We start from the raw sequence: 16,528 nt of genomic DNA on the forward strand, positions 1-16,528 counted from the left end.
CGCCATGTAAGCGGTGCCTATGTGGATGCAGAGCAAAGGGGAACTGGAGGATGATGCGGCCGGATCGCACCCCACGACGAATTACCTGGTCACAGGCCCTCAGCAGCGACGGCCGAGGCGGCAAGCTCTTCACGCGCCCAAATTCGGTCACGTAGAGTCACAACGAAGGCTCTTCGAGCCGAAGGTTACCGATCGTCACGGAAGCGAGCTGGCAAGGTGTATCGTCCGGCTGCCCGTCTGCGGTACACAGCGCCCAACGCCCGGCACCCGACCGACGCCCGGCACCCGGCACCGCACCGGCACCGGCACCGGCACGCGGCACCGAAGCTCACCCACGAAACCGACGGGCAGGGACGCGAAAAGGGCACGGCCTCCTGGCCGTGCCCTTCTCGCTGTCTCACCCGGGGAGGGTCACTCCCCCGGCGTCGACTTGGCGATCTGCATCAGGAACTCGATGTTGGTGCGGGTCTGCTTGAGCTTGTCCAGCAGCAGGTCCAGCGCCGCCTGCGAGTCCAGCGAGTGCAGGACCTTCCGGAGCTTGTGGATGATGGCCAGCTCCTCCGGCGCGAGCAGGATCTCCTCCTTGCGCGTGCCGGACGGGTGGATGTCGATGGCCGGGAAGATGCGCTTGTCGGCGATCTTCCGGTCCAGCTTCAGCTCCGCGTTGCCGGTGCCCTTGAACTCCTCGAAGATGACCGTGTCCGCCATGGACCCGGTCTCCACCAGCGCGGTGGCGAGGATGGTCAGCGAGCCGCCGTTCTCGATGTTGCGGGCCGCACCCAGGAAACGCTTCGGCGGGTAGAGCGCGGTGGAGTCGATACCACCCGACATGATCCGGCCGCTGGCCGGCGCCGCCAGGTTGTACGACCGACCGAGGCGGGTCACCGAGTCGAGCAGCACGACCACGTCGTGGCCCAGCTCGACCAGGCGCTTCGCCCGCTCGATCGCCAGCTCGGCCACCGTGGTGTGGTCCTGCGGCGGACGGTCGAACGTCGCCGCGATGACCTCACCCTTCACCGACCGCTGCATGTCGGTGACCTCTTCGGGCCGCTCGTCCACCAGCACCACCATCAGGTGGCACTCCGGGTTGTTGTGCGTGATCGCGTTCGCGATGGCCTGGAGCACCATCGTCTTACCCGCCTTCGGCGGCGACACGATCAGCGCGCGCTGGCCCTTGCCGAGCGGCATGACCAGGTCGATGACCCGGGTGGTGAGGATGTGCGGCTCGGTCTCCAGCCGCAGGCGCTCCTGCGGGTAGAGCGGGGTGAGCTTGTAGAACTCCGGCCGGCGCTTCGCCTCGTCCGGCTCCATCCCGTTGATGGTGTCCAGCCGCACCAGCGGGTTGTACTTGTCCCGCCGCTGCTCGCCGTCGCGCGAGGCGCGCACCGCACCGGTGATGGCGTCGCCGCGCCGCAGGCCGTACTTCTTGATCTGCGACATGGAGACGTAGACGTCGTTCGGGCCGGCCAGGTAGCCGGTGGTCCGTACGAACGCGTAGTTGTCGAGCACGTCGATGATGCCGGCCACCGGGACGAGCACGTCGTCCTCGCCGACCTGCGGCTCGCGCCCGCCGTCGCGCCCGCCATCGCGGCCACCGTCGCCGCCCTCGGCGCGCTCACCGCGGCCACGGCGGCGGTCCCGGAACCGGCTGCGCCGGCCACGCCGGCCACCGCTCTCGTCGTCGTCGCCATCGTTGTCACGCTCGACGCGCTGGCCCCGGTCGCCGCGCTCGTTGCGGTCACGGTCGCCGCCCCGCTCGGCACGCTCGGCACGCTCGCCCCGCTCGTTGCGGTCACCGCGCTCGGCACGTTCGCCGCGGTCACCCCGCTCGTTGCGCTCGCCCCGCTCGGCACGGTCACCGCGCTCGGCACGGTCACCCCGCTCCGCGCGGTCACCGCGGTCCGCACGCTCGGCACGGTCACCGCGCTCGTTGCGGTCGCCGCGCTCGGCACGGTCGCCGCGCTCGGCACGGTCGCCGCGCTCGGCGCGGTCACCGCGCTCGGCACGGTCGCCGCGCTCGGCGCGGTCACCGCGCTCACGGCCGCGGTCGGCACGCTCGCCGGCCTCGGCCTCGTCCGCGCGCGTCTCCGCCGGACGAGCCTCCGCCGGACGAACCTCCGCCGGACGGGCAGCCTCCGCCTCACGAGCCTCCGCCGGACGGGCCTCCGCGGCCCGTGCCTCGGAGGTGGCGGCCCGGCTGCGCCGGGTCCGGCCACGGGGCTCGGCCTCGGCAGCCGCCGGCTCCGCCGGAGCCTGCTCCGCGGTACGCCGCCCGGCCGCCGGCCGCTCGGTGCTCTCGCGGACCTCGGCGTGGGCCTCTTCACGGGCGGGAGCGGCAGCGGCCTCGGCCCGCGGTCGAGGGGTCCCGGCGGTGGCGCCGCCCTGCCGCTCGGAGATCGCGCTGATCAGCTCGCCCTTACGCATGCGGGCCGTGCCCGAGATGCCGAGCGACGCGGCCAGGCTCTGCAGCTCCGGCAGCAGCATCGCCGACAGGCCGGTGCCGCTACGCCGACGACGGGCGGGGGCGGCGGCGGTGGTGGCATCGCCAGCGACGTTGGAAACATCCGACGTCACGTCGGTGGTGTCGCTCAATGGATTCCTTCCCTCGATAGGCCGGGACTGCCCGGAGTCGAAAACAAGGTGGCCGGGCGGCCTCGGTGCACCCGCCTCGCATGGACGCGTCGCGGGAGTCTGTGACACAGCAGCCGGTCGGTTTCCCGACTCACCGAAGGTCGGTGAGCAGGTCTCGCCGTCTGCGGCGACCTGTGAAGACTGCGGTGCGGCGTGGGCCTAGGCAGGGGTGACGGGCTGACCGCCGAGAGCTTCGGGGGTGCGCCGACCCGCAGGGAGATCGCATGCTTCGCGGCTGTGCTAAGTCTAGAGCGTAATCAACTCTTCCGACCTGCGGCAACAGGGTCCCGCTCTGCGTGTCCCAGTCTACCCCGGGCAACCTGTGCTCCGCGCCCGTCTGGATCCAACCGCCAGACCTCCCAGCCTGTTCCCGGGTCGAAGCCCTCGGGCGGGCCGGTCAGGGCCAGGACGGTCGGGCCCGCACCACTGACCACGGCGGCCACACCGGCCTCACGCAGCGCTTTCACCAGGGCGGCGCTTCCCGGCATGCCGTCGGCGCGGTAGTCCTGGTGCAGCCGGTCGACCGTGGCCGGCAGCAGCAGATTCGGGTCGGCGGTCAGCGCGTGCACCAGCAGCGCGGCGCGGCCCGCGTTCAGCGCCGCGTCGCCGTGGGGCACGGTGGCCGGCAGCGCGGCCCGCGCGGTGGCCGTCAGGCCACGCTCCGCCGGCACGAAGACCGTCGGGCGTACGCCGTCGGCGACCGGCAGCGACACCGCCCGGGCGCCGGAGGGCTCCGTCCAGGCCAGGGTGAAGCCGCCGAGCAGGCACGGCGCCACGTTGTCCGGATGGCCCTCGATCTCGGCGGCGAGGCGCAGCGCGGCGGCGTCGTCGAGCCGGGTCTCGCCGTCGGTGACCAGCGCACGGGCCAGCAGCACGCCGGCGACGATCGCCGCGGACGAGGAACCCAGCCCACGGGCCTGCGGGATGCGGTTGACGCACTCCACCGCCAGCCCGGGCGGCTGCCCGCCGAGCCCGTCGAAGGCCGCCCGCATGGCGCGGACGACCAGGTGCCGGTCGTCGGCCGGCAACTCCCCGGCGCCCTGCCCGGCCACGGTCACCGTGACGCCCCCCGCCGTCACCTCGGCGGCCACGTCGTCGTGCAGCGCCAGGGCGAGCCCCAGGGCGTCGAACCCCGGCCCCAGGTTGGCGCTGGTGGCGGGGACCCGGACCCGGACCGGGCCGGAGATGAAGTTCGTCGGCACGGGCTCATGGTAGGGCTGCGCACCGACGGGGCGGATCGCCGCCCGCCGGATGGGACCGGGCCCGACGGCCTCGTCACCGGACGGTGGTGGCGCCGCCGGTCCGTTAGCCTGGCCCGACCGACGGCGGCTGGAGGCGGGAATGCGCGAATTCGAGTACCTGGCGAGGACGGTCGTCTTCGAGGCGCCCACGGTGCTGGTGCTGCTGGTCGGGCTCGTACTGGCCGCGACGGCTGGGGGGCGGCTGCCCCGGAAGCCCCGGCTGCTGGCGCTGTCCGGGCTCGGCGTGCTGCTGGGCAGCGCACTGTTCAACGTGGCCTGGATCCTGCTGCTGTCCCGCGCGTTCAGTTTCGACTGGGGATATTCGAACTTCCGGCTCATGAACCTGGCCTACGGCGGGGTGCAGGCCCTGGCGTACCCGATCGGGACGGGTCTGCTGATCGCGGCGGTGCTGGTCGGGCGGCGGGCGGGCGGCGCGGAGGCCGGCCCGTTCGGCGGACGGCCGCTCGCCGGCGGCGGGCCGGTGCCGACCACCGCGCCGGGGCCCGTCGCCCAGCCGGTGCCGCCGACCGACCCGGGGTGGACCGTGGAGGGCGGGGCCGACGTGCCGGCGCAGTGGGGCGGTCGATCCCGGCCGGACACGCCGACGGGCGCCGGGACGGACCAGCCCTGACCGCCGGGCGGGACGGCGGGCGGCGCGAGCGCGCGGCGCTCGGAGTCGGCGGGCGGCGTGTGCGAGCGCGCGGCGCTCGGGCCGGCCGCCGCCGTCAGCGGGCGGCGCTCGGGGCCGGTTGCGCGGCCGGGTCCGTGAGCGAGAGCCGGCGGGTGGCGATCCGCCAGCCGACCGCGTAGACCACCGTGACGAGGCCGCAGCTGGCCAGCACCACCCGCTCGTCCACGGTGTCCACCACTGCGGCCACGGCGAGCTGGCTGACCGAGACGGCGAGCGTCGCCAGCATCATGTCGGTGGCGAAGACGCGGCCCCGCAGCCGGTCCGGCACCTCCCCCTGCAGGGCGAAGTTCGACATCACCCAGTTGCTGCCGCCGGCGAAGTGGGCGACGAAGACCAGGGCCAGCACCAGCGGGAACCAGTTGGCGACCGAGGTGCCGAGGTAGGCCAGGCCGTAGAGGGACATCGACAGCGCCAGCCCGGGCAGCAGCCAGGCGCGGTTGGTCAGCACCCGGCGCATCAGGATCGGCCCGACGAGCGCCCCCGCCCCGCGGACCGCGAAGAGCAGCCCGGTGCCGACGGGACCCACGCCGTACACCGCCGCGAGCAGCGGGAACACCGTCAGCACGCCGTTGCCGAGGCCCACCGCCGACTTCACGGTGACCAGCGCCAGCACCCTCGGCCGGTGCCCGATGTAGCCAAGCGCCTCCCGGATCGCCGGCCAGGTCCGCTGCACGGGCAGCTCCGCGTCGCGGGGCGCCTGCAACGGCCGGCGGATCAGCGTGGCCAGGCCCGCGGCGACCACCAGGCCCACCGCCGCCACCCAGAAGCAGGCGTACGGGCCGACGGCGGCGCTGAGCACGCCACCCAGGGAGGCGCCGACGACGGTCATGGTGCCCCAGGCCGAGCCCGCGACGGCGTTGCCGGCGGCCAGCTCGTCGGGGTCGAGCACGTTGGGCAGGGCCGCCTGGGCCGCCGGGGAGTAGAACGCCTTGGCGACCGCCACGACACCGATCCCGGCCATCGCCAGCCAGGCGGTCTCCGCGCTGCGGACGCCGAGCAGCAGCAGCACGCCGAACAGTGCCGCGACGTTCGAGATGATCATGATCTTGCGCCGGTCGAACCGGTCCGCGATCGTGCCCGTGTACGGCAGCAGCAGCGCCACGATCCCGGTGTCGACGGCGAGCACCAGCGCGCCCCACACGCCGCTGCCGGTCAGGTCCGGCAGCAGCACCAGCAGCGGCACCATGACGAACCAGTCGGCGCCGAAGACCACCAGCTCGGCGAGGAACAGATTGCGGAAGTTGCGGTTGTGGGTGAGGACCGAGACGGTGGACGGCACGTTCGGGACCCTACCGGGCGGTGACCGGCGGGCCAGGCGTACGGCGGGTACCTGACCGAACGCGAACACCCCCGGCGGGTGGGACCCGTCGGGGGTGTTCGCGCACTGCCGTTACTCGGCCGGCGGCAGCGGGGACGTGCGGCTCTTCGGCAGCCGCAGCACCTCGAACTGGTCGGTGCCGTCCACCAGCGCGCCCGACGGCGTCGGCCGGGACGCCGGGGCGTCGGTGGCCTCCGTGCCGGCGGTGGACGGGGCGCCCCCGGCGGGCACCGGGACCGGCTCGGCGGCGGGCGCCCCACCGTCGTCGCCGGCCGGCTCGCCGTCGCCCGTGCCGGTGGCCGGGGCCACCCCGCCGGAGCGGCGGGCCCGGCGGGCGCGGAACGACTCCTTGGTGTTCTCCGCCATGGCATAGAGCGTCGGCACCAGGATCAGGGTGAGCAGCGTCGAGCTGAGCAGCCCGCCGATCACCACGATCGCCAGCGGCTTGGAGATGAAGCCGCCCTCCCCGGTGAGGCCGAGCGCCATCGGCAGCAGCGCGAAGATGGTGGCGATCGCCGTCATCAGGATCGGCCGCAGCCGGCGCCGGCCGCCCTCGACCACCGCCTCCTGGACCCCCATGCCCTGGGCCCGGTACTGGTTGACGAGATCCAGCAGCACGATCGCGTTTGTCACCACGATGCCGACCAGCATGAGCACGCCGATCAGCGCCGGCACACCCATCGGGGTGCCGGTGACCAGCAGCAGGCCGATCGCGCCGGTCGCCGCGAACGGAATGGAGATCAACAGGATCAGCGCCTGGACCAGGCTCCGGAACGTCGCCACCATGATCAGGAAGACGATCGCGATGGCGGCGAGCACGGCCAGGCCCAGGTCGGCGAAGGCCTCCTCCTGGTCGGCGCTGACGCCGCCGATGGCGAAGGTCGCCCCCGGCACATCGATGCCGTCCAGCTTCTTCTGCAGCTCCTGCGTGATGGCGCCGAGGTTCGAGCCGGTGGCCGTACCGGTGACGGAGACGCTGCGCTCGCCGTCGATCCGGCTCACCTGCTGCGGGCCCTCGGTCTGGGTGACGTCGGCGATGTCGTCGAGCTTCACCGGCCCGACCGGCATCGCGCGCAGTTCCTCCACCGTGGTCGGCGGCTTGCCCGCGAACCGCAGCACCACGTCCCGCTGCCCGTCGTCGAGCGTGACCTGCCCCAGGGGCGAACCCCGGAACGCCTGGGCCACCACCTGGCCGACGGCGGCCTCGGTGAGCCCGACCCGGCCGGCGGCGACCCGGTCGACGGTGACGTCGACGCGCGGCACCCGGGTGGCGAGGCTGGTGGAGACGTCCTCGACGCCCGCCAGCCCGGCCATCGCCGACCGGACCTCCTCGGCGGCCCGGGTCAGCGCCTCCGGGTCGGTGCCCTGGACGACCACCTCGATCTGGTTGGCCGCCGCCCCGCCCTGGCCGGCGCCGAAGCTGACCTCACCGACGGCCGGGCCCAGCGCGTCGAACTCCCGGCGCAGCTTCTCCCGCATCTCCTGGGCGTCGGTCCCGTCACCGAGGGCCAGCGACCAGTTGGCGACGTTGTTGCCGCCGCCGCCGAACGGGTTGTCCCCGCCGCCCGCCGTGACCTGGTACGTCTCGACGTCCTCGGTGCGCTCCAGCACCGCCTCGATCTGCTTGGCCGCCGCGTCGGTGCCGAGCAGGCCGGTGCCCGCCGGCAGCTCCTGGGTGATGCTCAGGGTGTCCTGGCCGGAGTCGTCGATGAAGTTGGTCTCCAGCTGGCGGGACAGGCCGAAGGTGCCGAACAGCACGAGCACGCCGAGCCCCAGCGTGATCCACCGGGTGGCCCGCTTGCGGGTGGCGAACCCGATCACCGGCAGGTACGCCCGCTGCAACGGGTTGCGCAGCTCCTTCTCCTCGGCCGCCCGACGCACCTCGGCGTCGTCCGCCGTGCCGCTCGGCGGCTTCAGGAACCAGTACGCGAGCACCGGGATGACGGTCAGCGAGACCAGCAGCGAGGCGAGCAGGGCCACCGTGACGGTGATCGCGAACGGCGCGAAGAGCTGCCCGACGAAGCCGCCCACCAGGGCGATCGGCGCGAAGACGGCGACCGTGGTGAGGGTGGACGCGGTCACCGCGCCGGCCACCTCGCGGACGGCGGCGAGGATCGCCTGCCGCTTCGGCTCGCCGTACTCCAGGTGTCTCTTGATGTTCTCGAGCACGACGATCGAGTCGTCGACCACCCGGCCGACCGCGATGGTGAGCGCGCCGAGGGTGAGCAGGTTGAGCGAGTAGTCGCCGATCCAGAGGGCGATCAGGGCGACCACCACCGAGAGCGGGATGGAGACCGCGGTGACCACGGTGGAGCGCACCGACAGCAGGAAGACCAGGATGACGATGACGGCCATGACCAGGCCCAGCAGGCCCTCGGTGGTCAGGCTCTCGATCGACTTCTCGACGAAGGGCGCCTGGTCGAAGACGACGGTCAGCTCGGCGCCGGAGGCCTCCCGCAGGTCGGCGAGGCGGTCCCGGATCTCGTGGGAGATCTCCACGGCGTTGCCGTCCGGGGATGCGGTGACCGCGATGCCCAGGCTGTCCTTGCCGTTGGTGCGGGTGATCGCGGTGGCCGGGGCGAGCTGCTGCTCGACGGTGGCCACGTCGCCGAGGCGGACCGGGGCCGCCCGGCCCGTCGCCGGCGCGACCACGACGCCCCGGAGGTCGTCCAGCGTGGCGAGCCGGGTGCCGACCTGCACCGGGAGCGCGCGGGTGCCGTCGGTCACCGCGCCGGCCGGCACCGTCACGCCGTTGGTCTTCAACGCCGCGCCGAGGGCGGTCGGCTGGAGCTTCGCCGCCGCCAGCTTGGCCGGGTCCGGGGTGACCACCACGACGTCGTCGCGGGCGCCGGTCAGGTCGACCGTCCGCACCCCCTCGATCGCCTCCAGCTCGGGCACCACCGTGGCGCGCAGCTTCTCCGCGAGGACGCGCTGGTCGTCACCGCCGGAGGCGGCGAGCACCACCGCGGGCAGGTCGTCGGTGCTGCCGGCGATGACCTGCGGGTCGACTCCCTCGGGCAGCTGCGCGTCGATCCGGTTGAGCGCGGTCTGCATCTTGTTGACCACGTCGTCCAGGTCGGTGCCGAACTCGTACTGGACCTGGACGGTCGTGGAGCCCTCGCGGGAGGTCGAGGTGACCTGGTCCAGCCCGGGGATGCCCTGGAGGGCGTTCTCGATCGGCTCGGTGACCTGCGACTCGACGACCTCGGGCCCGGCGCCGGGATAGACCGCCACGATGAAGGCCGCCGGGAACTCCAGCGACGGCAGGAGTTGCTGCTTCAGTGACGGTACGGCGAACGCCCCGAACAGCGTGGTCACCACCGCGATGAGGGCGATCAGCCCTCGGTTGGCGAGGCTGAATCTGGCGAGCAGCGACATCGGCGTGACTCACTCCTGGAAAAGGCGATTGGCGGGGGTACGGATTCTCCCCCACCCGGCCCGACCGGCCCCGGTCGGCCCTGCCCCAGTCCGATGCACAGGACTCGCCTGCGCCACCCCGATTTTCCTCCTGTCGACCTCCGCCGGCGCCGATCCGCCGGCGGCTCAGGCGAGGCCGATCCCGCTCGCGGCTCAGGCGAGGTCGAGGCAGCGGGCGGCGGCCAGCGCGTCGTTGGCGATGGTGGTGGGCACGGGCGCGGTGGAGATCGCCCACTCCGGGTCCTTCAGGCCGTGGCCGGTGACCGTGCAGACCACCGTCGAGCCGGCCGGGACCCGACCGGCGGCGGCCTGCTGGAGCAGGCCGGCCACGCTGGCCGCGCTGCCCAGCTCGACGAAGACCCCGACCTCGCGGGCGAGCAGCCGGTACGCGGCCAGGATCTCCCGGTCGGTGACGGCGGCGATCAGCCCGCCCGAGGAGTCCCGGGCGTCGAGCGCCCTGGTCCAGCTCGCCGGGTTGCCGATCCGGATGGCGGTGGCGATCGTGGACGGCTCGCGGACCACCTCCCCGGTGACGATCGGGGCGGCGCCGGCGGCCTGGAAGCCGTACATCTTCGGGGCCCGGGTGGCGTTGCCGTCCCGCAGCTCCTCCGAGTAGCCCATCCAGTAGGCCGAGACGTTGCCGGCGTTGCCGACCGGCAGGCAGTGGATGTCGGGCGCGTCACCCAACGCCTCGACGATCTCGAACGCGGCCGTCTTCTGGCCGTGCAGCCGGTCGATGTTGACCGAGTTGACCAGGGCGACCGGGTAGTCCTGCGCGAGCTTGGCGGCCAGCGACAGGCAGTCGTCGAAGTTGCCGGTGACCTGGAGCAGCTTCGCCCCGTGCACGAGCGCCTGGGCCAGCTTGCCCAGCGCGATCTTGCCCTGCGGCACGAGCACCGCGCAGGTCAGGCCGGCGCGGGCCGCGTACGCCGCCGCGGAGGCGCTGGTGTTGCCGGTGGAGGCGCAGATGATCGCCTTGTTGCCGGCCTCGACCGCCTTGGAGACCGCGAGGGTCATGCCCCGGTCCTTGAACGAGCCGGTCGGGTTGGCGCCCTCCACCTTCAGGTGCACGTCGCAGCCGAGCCGGGCGGAGAGCACCGGCGCGGGCAGCAGCGGCGTGTTCCCCTCGTGCAGGGTCACGACCGGGGTGGCGTCGGTGACCGGCAGCCGGTCCCGGTACGCGTCGATCAGACCCCGCCACATGTCGTTCTCCCTCGCCTCTACCGTCCCGCCGAGTCGGGCACGCCTCCAGCCTGGACCAGTCTCGCCGTGTGCCCGCCGGCGCACCCGCAGTTAACCATCAGGCGAGACGCGGAAGCGCTCGCCCCGCCGGGCCGGGACAGCGGACGGGCCCAGGCACGCCCGACCCGCACCGCCGGCGGTCGCGGGCCGGCCCGCTCCCGTCACCGGGGCCCCGCGGGCGGACCGCTCAGAGCCCGCCCTCGACCCGCAGCACGCTCGCCACGGAGCGGACGATGTCCAGCCCGCGCAGCTCCCGCACGGTGGCGGCGAGCGCCGCGTCCGGCGCCACGTGGGTGACGATCACCAGGTCGGCGTCCTCGCCCCGGCCGGTCGCGCCGCCGCCCGCCGGGCCCTGCCGCACGGTGGCGATCGACACGTCGTGCCGGGCGAACACGCCGGCCACCGCCTCCAGCACACCCGGACGGTCGGCCACGTCGAGGCTGATGTGGTAGCGGGTCAGCGCCTCCCCCATGGGCCGCACCGGCAGGTCGGCGTACGCGCTCTCGCTGGCCGACCGCACCCCGGCGAGCCGGTTGCGGGAGACCGCCACCACGTCGCCCAGCACCGCACTGGCCGTCGGCGCGCCGCCCGCGCCCCGGCCGTAGAACATCAGCGGCCCGGCCGCCTCGGCCTCGACGAAGACCGCGTTGAACGCGTCGCCGACGCTGGCCAGCGGGTGGCCCAGCGGGATCATCGCCGGGTGCACCCGCACGCTGACCGTCTCCCGGCCGGCGGCGTCGGCGCCCCGGGCGGCGATGCAGAGCAGCTTGATGGTGCAGCCCATCGCCTTGGCGCTGGCCACGTCGGCCGCCGTGACCTCGGTGATGCCCTCGCGGTGCACGTCGGCCGCGCCGACCCGGGTGTGGAAGGCCAGCGAGGCGAGGATGGCCGCCTTGGCCGCCGCGTCGAAGCCCTCCACGTCGGCGGTCGGGTCGGCCTCGGCGTAGCCCAGCTCGGTGGCCTCCTCCAGCGCCTCCGCGAAGCCGGCGCCGGTGGCGTCCATGGCGGAGAGGATGAAGTTGGTGGTGCCGTTGACGATGCCGGTGACCCGGTTGATCCGGTCGCCGTGCAGCGACTCGCGCAGCGGGCGCAGCAGCGGGATCGCCCCCGCCACGGACGCCTCGTAGTAGAGGTCGCCGCCGCCCTCGGCCGCCGCGTCGTGCAGGGCGGCGCCGTCCTCGGCGAGCAGCGCCTTGTTGGCCGTGACCACGCTCTTGCCGGCCCGCAGCGCCTCCACCAGCCAGCCCCGCGCCGGCTCGATGCCGCCGACCACCTCGACGACCACGTCCACGTCGTCGCGCTTGATCAGCCCCAGCGCGTCGGTGGTGAACAGGGTCGGGTCGACGGGCAGCTCGCCCCGGTCGCGGCCGAGACGGCGTACGGCGATGCCGGCGATCTCCAGCGGGGCGCCGATCCGGGCGGCGAGGTCGGCCGCCTGCTCGTGCAGCAGCCGGACCACCTCGCTACCGACCGTGCCGCAGCCGAGCAGTGCCAGGCGCACAGGTGATGTCATCGGTGTCGCGGCGTGGATACCCCGGCCTCCAGGCAGGGGAGGAAACGCCGCTCCCTCCCCTCGGTGAGTGTTCTCAGACCGGTAAGATATGAGGCGTGGGTGAGGTAGTGAAGCGGGCGTACAAGTACCGCTTTTATCCATCCCCTGAGCAGACCGAACAGTTGAACCGGACGTTCGGATGCGTGCGTCTGGTCTACAACCGGGCGTTGGCAGCGCGCACCCGGGCATGGGCCAACGACCGGCAGCGCACCAGCTACGTGCAGTCCTCGGCGTGGCTGACGGATTGGAAACGCACCGACGACCTGGCGTTCCTCAACGAGGTGTCGTCGGTGCCGTTGCAGCAGACGCTGCGACATCTGCAAAGCGCTTTCGCCGCCTTCTGGGACAAGCGCGCCCGATACCCTCGATTCAAGTCCAAGCGCAAATCGCGCGCGTCGGCGGAGTACACCCGGTCGGCGTTTCGCTGGCGCGACGGTCGGCTCACCTTGGCGAAAATGCACGCGCCGCTGGCTGTCGTGTGGTCCCGGCCCCTGCCCGAAGGCGCGAATCCGTCCACGGTGACGGTGTCCCGAGACACGGCCGGTCGCTGTTTCGTGTCCCTGCTGGTGGAAGACCCGACCGTCGTGCCGCTGCCGCCCTCGTCCAGCGTGGTCGGTGTGGACGCCGGCCTCACCAGCCTGGTGACCCTTTCCACCGGAGATAAGGTCACCAACCCGCGTCACGCGCGCGTCGAGCGGCGGAAGCTGGCCATAGCGCAGCGGAACCTGTCCCGTAAGGAAAAGGGGTCCGCGAACCGGGCCAAGGCCCGTGTCAAGGTGGCCCGTATCCATGCCCGCATCGCCAACCGGCGACGCGATCATCTGCACAAGCTGAGCACTCGACTCATCCGCGAGAACCAAACGGTCATGATCGAGGATCTCACCGTACGCAACATGCTTCGCGACCATCGGCTGGCCCGGGCCATCTCCGATGCGGCCTGGTCGGAACTGCGCAACATGCTGGAGTACAAGGCAGCCTGGTACGGCCGCACCGTGATCGCCATCGACCGGTTCTACCCGTCGTCGAAGACCTGCTCGGCGTGCGGACGCATCAACACCAAACTCACCCTCGGCGTCCGCGTCTGGACGTGCCCCAGCTGCGACACCACGCACGACCGGGACGTCAACGCCGCCAACAACATTCTCGCCGCAGGGCTTGCGGAGAGGTAAAACGCCTGTCGAGCTGACGTAACACCTCACGGGATTCTCCCTACGGGCAGTCGGCGACGAAGCAGGAACACCTTCGGGCGACCGAAGGAGCCCCCGCCCATCAGGGCGGCGGAGGATGTCAACCCACGTCCAATGCCAGCAGGTCCTCTTCGGTCTCCCGCCGGACGATCAGGCGCGCCTGGCCGTCGCGCACCGCGACCACCGGGGGGCGGGGCACGTGGTTGTAGTTGCTGGCCATGCTCCGGCAGTAGGCACCGGTGCCCGGCACCGCGACAAGATCTCCGGGCTGCACGTCGGCGGGCAGGAATTCATCCTTCACCACGATGTCCCCGGACTCACAATGCTTTCCCACCACGCGGGCGAGCATCGGCTCGCCGGTCGACGCCCGGGACGCCAGCGTCGCGGAGTAGGACGCGTCGTAGAGCGCGGTGCGGATGTTGTCGCTCATCCCGCCGTCGACGCTCACGTAGGCACGACGCCCGTCCGCTCCGTCACCACCAGTGCCTACCGGCACGGACTTGACCGTGCCGACCTCGTAGAGGGTGAACACGGCCGGCCCGACGATCGCCCGCCCCGGCTCGATCGACAGGTGCGGGACCGCCAGCCGCTCGGCGGCGCACTCGGCCTCGACGATCCGGCGCAGCCGCTTCGCGAGGTCCTGCGGGGCGGCCGGGTCGTCCTGCGTCGTGTACGCGATGCCGAAGCCACCGCCGAGGTCCAGCTCGGGCAGCTCCACCCCGCGCGCGTCGCGGATCTGCGCCTGGAGGCCGAGCACCCGGCGGGCGGAGACCTCGAAGCCGCTGGCGTCGAAGATCTGCGAGCCGATGTGCGAGTGCAGGCCGCGCAGCTCCAGCACGCCCTCGTCGAGCACCCGGAAGGCCGCCTCGGCCGCCGCCCCGCCCGCGAGGGAGAAGCCGAACTTCTGGTCCTCGTGCGCGGTGGCGATGAACTCGTGGGTGTGCGCCTCGACGCCGACGGTGACCCGGATCATCACCCGGGGGCGCACGCCCCGCTCACGGGCGAGCGCGGTGAGGCGGCCGATCTCGTCGAACGAGTCGAGGATGATCCGGCCGACCCCGGCGTCGAGCGCCCGGCTCAGCTCGGTCACCGACTTGTTGTTGCCGTGGAAGCCGATCCGCTCGGGCGGCATCCCGGCCGACAGCGCGGTGGCCAGCTCGCCCCCGGTGCACACGTCGAGGTGCAGGCCCTCCTCGGCGATCATCCGGACCACGGCCCGGCAGAGGAAGGCCTTGCCGGCGTAGTAGACGTCGACGCCGTCGAAGGCGGTGCGGAAGTCCCGGGCCCGGGACCGCAGGTCGTCCTCGTCGAGGACGTACACCGGGGTGCCGAACTCGGCCGCGAGGTCGCGGACGCCGAGGCCGGCCACGGCGAGCACGCCGTCGCCGTCGCGGGTGACGTTGCGCGGCCACAGCTGCGGCACCAGGGCGTTGACGTCGACCGGGGTACGCAGCCAGGACGGCCCCCGGCTGCCGATGTCACCGTGCAGCGCACCGGCCTCGTGAGCACGCATTACCGCTCCTACATCCTTTCCGGGGCCGAGACGCCCAGCAGGCGCAGGCCGTTGGCGATCACGGTGCGGGTGGCGTCGTTCAGCCAGAGCCGGGCCCGGTGCAGGTCGGTGGTCTCCTCGTCGCCGCGCGGCAGGATCCGGCACTCGTCGTAGAACCGGTGGTAGGCCCCGGCCAGCTCCTCCAGGTAGCGGGCCACCCGGTGCGGGCCGCGCAGCTCGGCCGCCGCAGCGACCACGGCGGGGAACTCGGCGAGCGCCTTGAGCAGCTCGTTCTCCTTCTCGTGGCCGAGCAGGTCGGGGCGGAACGCCTCGGCGTCGCCCCGGGTCAGCCCCACCTCGGCGGCGTTGCGGCCCACGCTGGCCGTCCGGGCCGCCACGTACTGCACGTAGTAGACCGGGTTGTCGCGGGTGGCCCGGGTCCACAGCTCGACGTCGATGTCGATCGGGGAGTCGCTGGAGTAGCGGGCGAGCGCGTAGCGGGAGGCGTCCACGCCGATCGCGTCGACCAGGTCCTCCAGGGTCACCACCGTGCCGGCCCGCTTGCTCATCCGGACCGGGGCACCGTCGCGGACCAGGTTGACCAGCTGGCCGATCAGGATCTCCAGGCTGCGCTCCGGGTCGTCGCCGAAGCAGGCGGCCATCGCCTTCATCCGGCCGATGTAGCCGTGGTGGTCGGCGCCCAGCATGATCACGACGCGGTCGAAGCCGCGCTCCCGCTTGTCGAGGTAGTAGGCGCAGTCGGCGGCGAAGTAGGTCCACTCGCCGTTGGACTTGCGCAGCACCCGGTCCTTGTCGTCGCCGAAGTCGGTGGTGCGCAGCCAGGTCGCGCCGTCCGACTCGTAGAGGTGGCCCTGGTCACGCAGCCGCTGGAGGGCCAGGTCCAGCTCCCCCCGGTCGTGCAGGTCCTTCTCGTTGAAGTAGGTGTCGAACTCCACCCCGAAGCCGCGCAGCGAGGACTTGATCTCGGCGAACATGAGCTGCACGCCCTCGACCCGGAAGACCTCCTGGGCGGCGGCGTCGTCCAGCTCCAGCACGTCGGGTCGGGCACCCCGGACGGCGTCGGCGATCTCGCTGATGTACGCACCGGCGTACCCGTCCTCGGGGGCCGGCTCGCCCTTGGCGGCGGCGAGCAGCGACCGGGCGAACCGGTCGATCTGGGAGCCCGCGTCGTTGAAGTAGTATTCCGTCCCGACCTCGGCGCCGGTGGCGCGCAGGAGCCGGCTCAGCGCGTCGCCGACGGCCGCCCAGCGGACGCCGCCGATGTGCACCGGGCCGGTCGGGTTCGCCGAGACGAACTCCAGGTTCATCCGCTGCCCGGCGAGCCGGTCGCTGCGCCCGTACGCCTCGCCCGCCTCGACGATCGTGCGGGCGAGCTGGCCGGCGGCGGCCGCGTCGAGCCGGATGTTGAGGAAGCCCGGGCCGGCGATCTCCACCGACTTGACCCCCGGGGCCCGGCCGAGCTGCTCGGCGAGGGCCGTGGCCAGCTCGCGCGGCGGGACGCCCACCTTCTTGCTGAGCTGGAGGGCCAGCGTGGAGGCGTAGTCGCCGTGCTCGGGGCTGCGAGGTCGCTCGACCGCCGTCCGCTCCGGCAGGGCGGAGCGGTCCAGGCCACGCTCGGTGAAGACGGCGTGGGCTGCGGATAGGACGACCTCGGCGAGTTCTGCGGGAGTCACTGATCCATGTTATCGGGGGTAGACTCGGCACCCGCGGCGGCGACCCAGTGTGTGAGACCGGCC

10 protein-coding genes are annotated in these 16,528 nt (G+C 72.9%); 2 read left to right on the forward strand and 8 right to left on the reverse strand.

Annotated features, from left to right (window positions below):
* Nucleotides 1-411 precede the first annotated feature (411 nt).
* Complete coding sequence (gene rho / locus F6X68_RS03550) at nucleotides 412-2,592, reverse strand: transcription termination factor Rho (protein ID WP_151452892.1); 2,181 nt, start codon at nucleotides 2,590-2,592, stop codon at nucleotides 412-414.
* 296 nt (nucleotides 2,593-2,888) lie between these two features.
* Nucleotides 2,889-3,833 carry a homoserine kinase gene (gene thrB, locus F6X68_RS03555; protein ID WP_151452893.1) on the reverse strand — a complete coding sequence of 315 codons (945 nt, stop codon included), beginning with the start codon at nucleotides 3,831-3,833 and terminating at the stop codon, nucleotides 2,889-2,891.
* A gap of 139 nt (nucleotides 3,834-3,972) precedes the next feature.
* Between thrB and F6X68_RS03560 the strand changes: the two genes are divergently transcribed.
* Nucleotides 3,973-4,503 carry a hypothetical protein gene (locus tag F6X68_RS03560; protein WP_151452894.1) on the forward strand — a complete coding sequence of 177 codons (531 nt, stop codon included), beginning with the start codon at nucleotides 3,973-3,975 and terminating at the stop codon, nucleotides 4,501-4,503.
* 94 nt (nucleotides 4,504-4,597) lie between these two features.
* Here F6X68_RS03560 and F6X68_RS03565 read toward each other — a convergent pair whose 3' ends face one another.
* The 4 genes from F6X68_RS03565 to F6X68_RS03580 all read right to left on the reverse strand — a co-directional run bounded on the left by F6X68_RS03565 (nucleotide 4,598) and on the right by F6X68_RS03580 (nucleotide 12,041).
* Entirely contained in the window at nucleotides 4,598-5,842 is a 1,245-nt protein-coding gene (locus F6X68_RS03565) for an MFS transporter (RefSeq protein WP_151452895.1), read from the reverse strand.
* A 111-nt stretch (nucleotides 5,843-5,953) separates the two neighbouring features.
* On the reverse strand, nucleotides 5,954-9,259 hold the full coding sequence (locus F6X68_RS03570; protein ID WP_151452896.1) for an efflux RND transporter permease subunit: 3,306 nt from the start codon (nucleotides 9,257-9,259) through the stop codon (nucleotides 5,954-5,956).
* Between the two features lie 192 nt (nucleotides 9,260-9,451).
* Nucleotides 9,452-10,501, reverse strand: a complete 1,050-nt coding sequence (gene thrC / locus F6X68_RS03575) for a threonine synthase (RefSeq protein WP_151452897.1) — start codon at nucleotides 10,499-10,501, stop codon at nucleotides 9,452-9,454.
* Between the two features lie 226 nt (nucleotides 10,502-10,727).
* Nucleotides 10,728-12,041 carry a homoserine dehydrogenase gene (locus F6X68_RS03580; protein ID WP_192581268.1) on the reverse strand — a complete coding sequence of 438 codons (1,314 nt, stop codon included), beginning with the start codon at nucleotides 12,039-12,041 and terminating at the stop codon, nucleotides 10,728-10,730.
* 107 nt (nucleotides 12,042-12,148) lie between these two features.
* On the opposite strand from F6X68_RS03580, the gene F6X68_RS03585 reads away from it, so the two are divergent.
* Nucleotides 12,149-13,261, forward strand: a complete 1,113-nt coding sequence (locus tag F6X68_RS03585; RefSeq protein WP_151452899.1) for an RNA-guided endonuclease TnpB family protein — start codon at nucleotides 12,149-12,151, stop codon at nucleotides 13,259-13,261.
* Between the two features lie 118 nt (nucleotides 13,262-13,379).
* Here the strand turns inward: F6X68_RS03585 and lysA are convergent, their stop codons facing one another.
* Nucleotides 13,380-14,792 carry a diaminopimelate decarboxylase gene (gene lysA, locus F6X68_RS03590; RefSeq protein ID WP_151452900.1) on the reverse strand — a complete coding sequence of 471 codons (1,413 nt, stop codon included), beginning with the start codon at nucleotides 14,790-14,792 and terminating at the stop codon, nucleotides 13,380-13,382.
* Nucleotides 14,793-14,800: 8 nt separating this feature from the next.
* Nucleotides 14,801-16,465, reverse strand: a complete 1,665-nt coding sequence (gene argS, locus F6X68_RS03595) for an arginine--tRNA ligase (protein WP_151452901.1) — start codon at nucleotides 16,463-16,465, stop codon at nucleotides 14,801-14,803.
* Nucleotides 16,466-16,528: the final 63 nt, after the last annotated feature.

Source organism: Micromonospora sp. AMSO12t (assembly GCF_008806585.1).
GTDB lineage: Bacteria > Actinomycetota > Actinomycetes > Mycobacteriales > Micromonosporaceae > Micromonospora > Micromonospora reichwaldensis.

What these genes read in the sequence shown, in the direction of transcription:
- F6X68_RS03560 (WP_151452894.1), top strand. Translation starts at nt 3,973, where the DNA reads ATGCGCGAATTCGAGTACCTGGCGAGGACGGTCGTCTTCGAGGCGCCC.
- F6X68_RS03570 (WP_151452896.1), bottom strand. Translation starts at nt 9,259, where the DNA reads ATGTCGCTGCTCGCCAGATTCAGCCTCGCCAACCGAGGGCTGATCGCC.
- thrC (WP_151452897.1), bottom strand. Translation starts at nt 10,501, where the DNA reads ATGTGGCGGGGTCTGATCGACGCGTACCGGGACCGGCTGCCGGTCACC.
- lysA (WP_151452900.1), bottom strand. Translation starts at nt 14,792, where the DNA reads ATGCGTGCTCACGAGGCCGGTGCGCTGCACGGTGACATCGGCAGCCGG.